We start from the raw sequence: 7,108 nt of genomic DNA on the forward strand, positions 1-7,108 counted from the left end.
GCCGCCGCTCCTGCCCCGGCACCGGCCCCCGCCGCGGCGCCGGCCGCCACGGCCTCGGCCGCCGCGTCCGTGTTCAAGCCGCTGGCCGGCGCCACGTCCGGCCAAGGCACCGACATCGACCTGATCATGGACGTTCCCGTCCAGCTGACGGTTGAGCTTGGCCGCACCCGCCTGACCATCAAGAACCTGCTCCAGCTGGGCCAGGGCTCGGTGGTGGAACTGGACGGCCTGGCCGGCGAACCGATGGACATCTTCGTCAACGGCTACCTGATCGCCCAGGGCGAAGTCGTGGTCGTCGAAGAAAAGTACGGCATCCGCCTGACCGACATCATCACCCCGTCCGAGCGGATCAACCGCTTGAACAACCGTCGTTGACCCCCGGCGCCATGACCGAACCTGCCCTGCTGCGCGTCATCATCGGCCTTGTGCTGGTGGTGGCCGCCATCCTGGCCGCGGCGTGGCTTGCCAAGCGCGCCGGACTGGTCCAGCGCGGCGGCGGCAACGTGCTGCGCCAGGTTGCCAGCATGCCGGTCGGTCCGCGCCAAAGCGTTGTCGTCGTCGAGATCGAAGACACCTGGCTGGTGGTGGGCGTTGGCCCGAACCAGCTCACCACCCTGCATACCCTGCCCGCCGGCCAGTTGCCGGAGGGTTCGCCTCTGCCCACGGCCGCCTTCGCGGCCAAGCTGGGCCAGGCACTCAAGCGCCGCTAGGGCACAACGCCCCGGCGCGAATCAAGCGATACCCATGAGTTTGCCTACCCGCACGACTACCGCCCGCGCCGCCCAGCGCGCGCTGCCCATGCTGGCCGCCGCCGCGGTGCTGGGCCTGGCCTTTTTCCCGGCCGGCGTGGTGGCGCAGGCCACGCTGCCCGCGCTGACGGCCACGCCGGGCGCGAATGGCTCGCAGACCTACTCGCTCAGCATGCAGACCATGCTGCTGATGACGTCGCTGTCGTTCCTGCCGGCGGCGCTGCTGATGATGACGGGCTTCACGCGCATCATCATCGTGCTGGGCCTGTTGCGCAGCGCGATGGGCACGGCCATGTCGCCGCCCAACCACGTGCTGATCGGCCTGGCGCTGTTCCTGACCTTCTATACGATGTCGCCGGTGTTCGACAAGATCTACACCGACGCCTACAAGCCCTTGTCCGAAGGCACGATCCAGTTCGAGGCCGCGGTCGAACGCGCCGCGAATCCGCTGCGCACCTTCATGCTGCACCAGACACGCGAGAACGACCTGGCGCTTTTTGCCAACCTGGCCAAGCAGCCCGCGCTGGAAGACCCCTCGCAGGTGCCGATGCGCATTCTGGTGCCGGCCTTCATCACGAGCGAACTGAAGACCGCCTTCCAGATCGGCTTCACGATCTTCATTCCCTTCCTCATCATCGACCTGGTGGTTGCCAGCGTCCTGATGGCGTTGGGCATGATGATGGTGCCGCCGGTCACCGTGGCGCTGCCCTTCAAGCTGATGCTGTTCGTGCTGGCCGACGGCTGGAACCTGCTCATGGGCTCGCTGGCCCAGAGCTTCTACCAGTAACGCCGCAAGGAGATCGCCATGACCGCTGAAACCGTCATGACCATGACCTACCAGGCGATGAAGATCGTCCTGGCGATGGCCGGTCCCCTTCTGCTCGTCACGCTGGTCGTGGGTCTGGTCATCAGCATCTTCCAGGCTGCCACCCAGATCAACGAAATGACGTTGTCGTTCATTCCGAAGCTGCTGGCCATGTGCGGCGTGCTGGTGCTGCTGGGCCCCTGGCTGATCGGCGTCATGGTCGACTACATCCGGCAGCTCATCGGCCAGATCCCCATGCTGGTGTCCTGAGCGGCGCCGGCCGCCGGACACGGGTTGCGACGCCATGTTCTCTTTTACGCTCGAGCAGCTGAACGGCTGGGTCGGCCAGTTCCTCTGGCCGTTCGTGCGTATTCTCGCGCTCGTGGGCACCGCGCCGCTCTTCTCCGAATCGCTGATCCCCGTCAAGGTCAAGGTGGGACTGTCGTTCGTCCTGGCCGTGGCGATCAGCCCGGCCCTGGATCCCATGCCGCCGGTCGCGCCCGGCTCCTACGCCGGCCTCTGGATGGTGATGCAGCAGGTGCTGATCGGCATCGCCATGGGGTTCACCATGCGGATCGTATTCGCAGCGGTGCAGACGGCCGGTGAATTCGTGGGCCTGCAGATGGGCCTGTCGTTCGCCTCGTTCTTCGACCCCAGCTCGGGCGCCAACACCGCCGTGCTGTCGCGCATTTTCAACATCGTCGCGATGCTGACCTTCCTGGCGCTGGATGGGCATCTGCTGGTGCTGGCGGCGCTGGTGCGGTCATTCGACACGCTGCCCATCGCGATGATCCAGCTGCACCAGAACGGCTGGGGCGCAGTCGTGGAATGGGGCAAGACGATCTTCGTGTCGGGCCTGCTGCTGGCGCTGCCGCTGATCTGCGCCCTGCTCACCATCAACCTGGCCATGGGCATCCTGAACCGCGCCGCCCAGCAGCTTTCCGTGTTCGCGGTGGGCTTTCCCGTCACGCTCATCGTCGGCGTGACGATCCTGGCGATCGTGCTGCCCCACGCCGGGCCGTTCCTGGAGTCGTTGTTCGAATCGGGACTGACGGCGATGAGCCGTGTGGTGGATGCGCTGGCTGGGCGGTAACCGCCCGCCGCCAGCAGGCCTGCAATCGGGCGTGACCGCGGGCCCCGGCCCCGCCGCCCGCCGCCCGCAACTCGATCAGTGCTGTCCCACGACGCGGAAGACGCGGATGGTCTCGCGCAGCGCGCCCGACTGATTGCCCAGCTGCGTCACCGCGCCGCCCAGTTCCTGCACGAGTGCCGTGTTCTGCACGGTCATCACGTCCATTTGCGAGACCGCGGTATCCACCTGTTCGATGCCGGTTGACTGTTCCTGCGAGGCGCGCGAGATCTCGCCGATGATGTCCGTGACGCGGTGAACGGCATCCACGATCTCCTGCATGGTCGCGCCGGCCTGCTCCGCCTGCGCCGAGCCTTCGGTCACGCGGTCCACCGAGTCCTCGATCAGCGTCTTCACTTCCTTGGCGGCCTGGGCGCTTTTTTGCGCCAGGCTGCGCACTTCGCCCGCGACCACCGCGAAGCCCTTGCCGGACTCGCCTGCCCGGGCGGCTTCCACCGCGGCGTTCAGCGCCAGGATGTTGGTCTGGAAGGCGATGCCTTCGATGATGGTGACGATGTCGGCGATCTTGCGCGAGCTGTCCGAGATGCCGTGCATGGTGTTGACCACCTGCCCGACGGCCACGCCGCCGCGCCGCGCCACGTCCATGCTGCTGGCGGCCAGATCGTTGGCCTGCCGCGCATTGTCGGCGTTCTGGCGCACCGTGGACGTCAGTTGCTGCATGCTGGCGGCCGTCTGCTGCAGCGACGCCGCCTGCCCTTCCGTGCGGCCGGCCAGTTCCTGGTTGCCCCGGGCGATGTCCACCGCGGCGTGCGTCGTGCCCTCGATGCCGCGATAGACGTCTTGGGCAATGCCGATCAGGCTCTTGCGCATGACCTCCAGCGAAAACTTCAGGCTGCCCACCTCGTCATCCGATTCCGGCACGATCTGCGTGGTCAGGTTGCCCGCAGCCACCTGACGTGCCATGTTCGCCGCGTCTCGCATCGGGTCCAGCAGCGAACGCGACAGGCTCCAGCCCATCGCGTAGATGGCGACGATGCCCAGCCCGATCGCGCCACAACCCAGCGCCGCGCCCAACGGACTCAGGCTGGGCCAATTGGCATGCAGGCCATACGCGCCCGCGGCGCCGACGATGGCCGACGACAGCGTGGCGTGGCGCAGCATGCGGCTGCGCACGCCAGGCCGAAACGGGAACGCCAGCAGGTCCAGGCCGCTGCGCCAGCCGGCGCGCACGGGCCGGCCGTGCAGGATGCGCACGCCCTTGGCCGTGCCCTCGCGCATGCGCGCGTACAGCGCTTCGGCCATCTCGATCTGTTCTTCCGACGGCTGCACGCGCACGGACGAATAGGCCACGACTTCGCCGTTCTCGACAATGGGCGTGGCATTGGCCAGCACCCAGTAGTAGCCGCCATCCTTGCGGCGGTTCTTGACCACGCCGAGCCAGGATTCCCCGGCCTCCAGGGTCTCCCAGAGATCCGCGTAGGCCTCCGGCGGCATGTCGGGATGGCGCACGATGTTGTGCGCCTTGCCGATGAGCTCTTCGCGGGTGAAGCCGCTGACCTCGACGAAGGCCGGGTTGGCGTAGACGATGCGGCCCTTGGTGTCCGTGCGCGAGATCAGGTACTGGTCCTCGCGCAGCTTGGTTTCCACATTGGTGACGGGTAGATTGACACGCATGGTTTGTCTCCAGCTGGCGTCCGATCCCCCGGCCACCGTTGATTACTCTGTTTTCGTCCTGAAAATTCAGGCGTTGACATTATTTACGGTCATAAAGCGGAAAACTTAACGTGCTTATGATTTCCATCAACGCACGCATAACCATCCGATATGAAACAAGCGCATCCGCGGATCGCTGGCCCACAAAAAAGCCGCGCCCGATCCCGCATCTGCAGGATCGGGCGCGGCCCGGGATAACGACGATCAGTTCAGCGACGGCGCGGCATACCCGCCCAGCTGGTGCGCCGGCACTTCAATCACTTCGCCGGCATTGATCTTGAACACGGCAACCGCTTCGGCCAGGCGCTGCGCCTGTTCCTGCAGCGAGCCGGCGGCGGCGGCAGCCTCTTCCACCAGCGCCGCGTTCTGCTGCGTCACTTCGTCCATCTGCGACACGGCGCGGTTGACCTGGTCGATACCGCTGGACTGCTCTTCGGACGCCGCCGAGATCTCGCCCATGATGTCCGTCACGCGCTTCACCGAGGCCACGATCTCCTGCATCGTCGCGCCGGCGCGTTGCACCTGCTGCGAACCCGCGCCGACCTTGGACACCGAGTCCTCGATCAGGCCCTTGATCTCCTTGGCGGCCTGGGCGCTGCGCTGCGCCAGCGAGCGCACTTCGCCCGCCACCACCGCAAAGCCCTTGCCCTGCTCGCCCGCACGCGCGGCTTCCACCGCGGCGTTCAGCGCCAGAATGTTGGTCTGGAACGCGATGCCGTCAATGACCGACACGATTTCCGAGATCTTGCGCGAGCTGGCCGAAATGCCTTCCATGGTGTTGACCACTTCCGACACCGCCGAACCGCCGCGCTCGGCCACGTCCGACGCGCTGGCCGCCAACTGGTTGGCCTGGCGGGCGTTGTCCGCGTTCTGCTTCACGGTCGACGCCAGCTCTTCCATCGAGGCAGCGGTCTCTTCCAGCGAGGCGGCCTGCTCTTCCGTGCGGCTGGACAGGTCCGTGTTGCCGGCCGAGATTTCACGCGAACCGACGGTGATCTCGTCCACGCCACGGCGCACCGTCGACACGGTGCGCGTCAGGCTTTCCTGCATGCGCTTGAGCGCGGCGAACAGCTGGCCGATTTCGTTGTGCGAACGCACTTCCACGCGGCCCGTCAGGTCGCCCGCGGCAATCTTGTCAAAGTGCTGACCGGCTTCGACCAAGGGGCGCACCACCAGGCGGCCGAACAGGATGCGGGCAAGCACCATCAGCAGCAGCGCCAGCGCAACCGCGATGCCGACGGCGATCATGGCCAGGTTGAAGTTGGCCTCGGCCTGTTCGATCGTTTCACGCTGCTGGTCGGCGATGTACTTGTCGAACTGGCCGATCGCCTCGATGAAGGCCGCACTGCGAGGCGTGCCGTATTCGTTGTTCACCATGTAGAACGTCGAATAGTCTTCGCTGCGCAGGGCTTCGACCATCGTGTCCACGCCGTCGTCGATGTACGAGCGATAGCGGCGCACAAGGTTCATCGACAACTGGCGGCCAGTGTCGTCCTCGAGCATGTTCTTCTGGAAATCGGCGAAGCGGCTGCGCACACCCGTCAACAGGTCCGTCGCGCCCTTGAGCGAAGCGGCCGCGTCACGCGCGGAGTTCTCGCCGCTGCCCCAGCCGGATTCCTGCAGGTGGCGCGCGGCCACCATCAGGCTCACGCGGGCGCGCAGCATGTCGCTGTTGATGATCTCGACCTGCTTGGCCCGCGCCGTCAGCGCGTTGACCTCGCGGATCGATTCATAGTTGCTCTGCAGGAAGTACGCGGCCAGGCCGCCCACCGCCGCGATCAGCAACGCGAAAAACGCCATCACCCACAGCAGCATCGTGCCAACGCGCGCATCGCGCAGCCTCAGTTTGCGCTTGACCTTGGGTGCGCGCGCGGCTTTTTTCTTGCCGGCCTTGCCGGCTTTACCACCGGATTCGAGACTCGCTTCCATTTATTTCCCCATCCCTCAGGAACTGCTCTGACCAAATGAAAAACCACCCTGTGGACATGCCCTGTTACACAGGGGATGCACTCAGGGCGACGAACACCGGGCATGTGACGCCCGATGTCTTCTGCCGAACTGCAGGGCTACTTGCCCTGCGGCACCAGACCGGCCGGTTCACCCGGACCCGGAATGTAGATCGTTTGCACCTCGGGTTCCATCGCAGGTTGTGCCCAGTCCTGCGTCAAGGCAGGCGCGGGGGCAGGCCCCAGCAACTTCTGGCGTTCCCAAGGTTCCAGCAGAATATTGGTGCTGTCGACGAGCCGCATCAGCCGGCCATCGGGGCCGAACTGCAGCAGCGCTTCCTTACGGCTGTACAGGCCGTCGGTGACAAAGGTGATTTTGTGGAACCAGAGCGCCAGCACGGTGCCGTCGCTCTGTTTGAATTGTTGGGCAGGCGGGGCGGTCAGCGCACGCGCGGCCTCTTCCATGGTCGTCTGCCCGGGCGTCAGGGTCGACAGCTTGCTCGGGTCGAAGTTGTGACCCGTTGCCGCACAGCCAGCGACAAGGGCCGCAATCGCGGCCGCTGCCAGAAGATGTAGATAACCTCGCATACCCTGCCTATATGCCGGCGGCGCCGGCGTCAGAAAGATTCCCAATCGTCGTCCGAAGGCGCCTGCCGCCGGCTTGCAGCCGGTGCTGGCGCGGGCTTCGAAACGTCCTTTGCCGCGGGCGCCGGACGCGTCGCGGCGGGCTTGCGCGGCGGGCGCGTTGCCGTGGCGCCGGCGGCCGGTTCCGGCTTGGCGCGGGCGGTGTGTGTCAGGCGCACGG

At 66.2% G+C, this 7,108-nt stretch carries 8 protein-coding genes; 5 read left to right on the forward strand and 3 right to left on the reverse strand.

Translation table 11 applies throughout. The features are described 5' to 3' along the window. The 5 genes from fliN to fliR form a co-directional block, all read left to right on the forward strand. Positions 1–375: flagellar motor switch protein FliN (gene fliN / locus HV681_RS27540; protein WP_175126265.1), on the forward strand; the 375-nt coding region annotated here is incomplete at its 5' end. An 11-nt stretch (positions 376–386) separates the two neighbouring features. Then, positions 387–710 (forward strand): flagellar biosynthetic protein FliO, encoded by a 324-nt coding sequence (gene fliO / locus HV681_RS27545; protein WP_056570231.1) that lies wholly within the window; start codon positions 387–389, stop codon positions 708–710. A gap of 34 nt (positions 711–744) precedes the next feature. After that, positions 745–1,536 (forward strand): flagellar type III secretion system pore protein FliP, encoded by a 792-nt coding sequence (fliP, locus tag HV681_RS27550; protein WP_370633024.1) that lies wholly within the window; start codon positions 745–747, stop codon positions 1,534–1,536. 18 nt (positions 1,537–1,554) lie between these two features. Beyond that, positions 1,555–1,824, forward strand: coding sequence for a flagellar biosynthesis protein FliQ (gene fliQ, locus HV681_RS27555; RefSeq protein ID WP_008163193.1), 270 nt, complete (start codon positions 1,555–1,557; stop codon positions 1,822–1,824). A 34-nt stretch (positions 1,825–1,858) separates the two neighbouring features. Next, on the forward strand, positions 1,859–2,647 hold the full coding sequence (gene fliR / locus HV681_RS27560; RefSeq protein ID WP_175126266.1) for a flagellar biosynthetic protein FliR: 789 nt from the start codon (positions 1,859–1,861) through the stop codon (positions 2,645–2,647). A 75-nt stretch (positions 2,648–2,722) separates the two neighbouring features. Here the strand turns inward: fliR and HV681_RS27565 are convergent, their stop codons facing one another. The 3 genes from HV681_RS27565 to HV681_RS27575 all read right to left on the reverse strand — a co-directional run bounded on the left by HV681_RS27565 (position 2,723) and on the right by HV681_RS27575 (position 6,891). Next, positions 2,723–4,318, reverse strand: coding sequence for a methyl-accepting chemotaxis protein (locus tag HV681_RS27565; RefSeq protein WP_175126267.1), 1,596 nt, complete (start codon positions 4,316–4,318; stop codon positions 2,723–2,725). A 243-nt stretch (positions 4,319–4,561) separates the two neighbouring features. Next, positions 4,562–6,286, reverse strand: a complete 1,725-nt coding sequence (locus HV681_RS27570) for a methyl-accepting chemotaxis protein (protein WP_175126268.1) — start codon at positions 6,284–6,286, stop codon at positions 4,562–4,564. 137 nt (positions 6,287–6,423) lie between these two features. Beyond that, positions 6,424–6,891 carry a hypothetical protein gene (locus tag HV681_RS27575; RefSeq protein ID WP_175126269.1) on the reverse strand — a complete coding sequence of 156 codons (468 nt, stop codon included), beginning with the start codon at positions 6,889–6,891 and terminating at the stop codon, positions 6,424–6,426. Positions 6,892–7,108: the final 217 nt, after the last annotated feature.

The sequence above is a fragment of the Achromobacter animicus genome (genome assembly GCF_902859585.1).
GTDB lineage: Bacteria > Pseudomonadota > Gammaproteobacteria > Burkholderiales > Burkholderiaceae_B > Achromobacter > Achromobacter animicus.

Bases quoted from the DNA above. Each gene is read 5' to 3' on its own strand.
- fliR (WP_175126266.1), top strand. From the start codon at position 1,859: ATGTTCTCTTTTACGCTCGAGCAGCTGAACGGCTGGGTCGGCCAGTTC.
- fliP (WP_370633024.1), top strand. From the start codon at position 745: ATGAGTTTGCCTACCCGCACGACTACCGCCCGCGCCGCCCAGCGCGCG.
- HV681_RS27565 (WP_175126267.1), bottom strand. From the start codon at position 4,318: ATGCGTGTCAATCTACCCGTCACCAATGTGGAAACCAAGCTGCGCGAG.
- HV681_RS27575 (WP_175126269.1), bottom strand. From the start codon at position 6,891: ATGCGAGGTTATCTACATCTTCTGGCAGCGGCCGCGATTGCGGCCCTT.
- HV681_RS27570 (WP_175126268.1), bottom strand. From the start codon at position 6,286: ATGGAAGCGAGTCTCGAATCCGGTGGTAAAGCCGGCAAGGCCGGCAAG.
- fliQ (WP_008163193.1), top strand. From the start codon at position 1,555: ATGACCGCTGAAACCGTCATGACCATGACCTACCAGGCGATGAAGATC.
- fliO (WP_056570231.1), top strand. From the start codon at position 387: ATGACCGAACCTGCCCTGCTGCGCGTCATCATCGGCCTTGTGCTGGTG.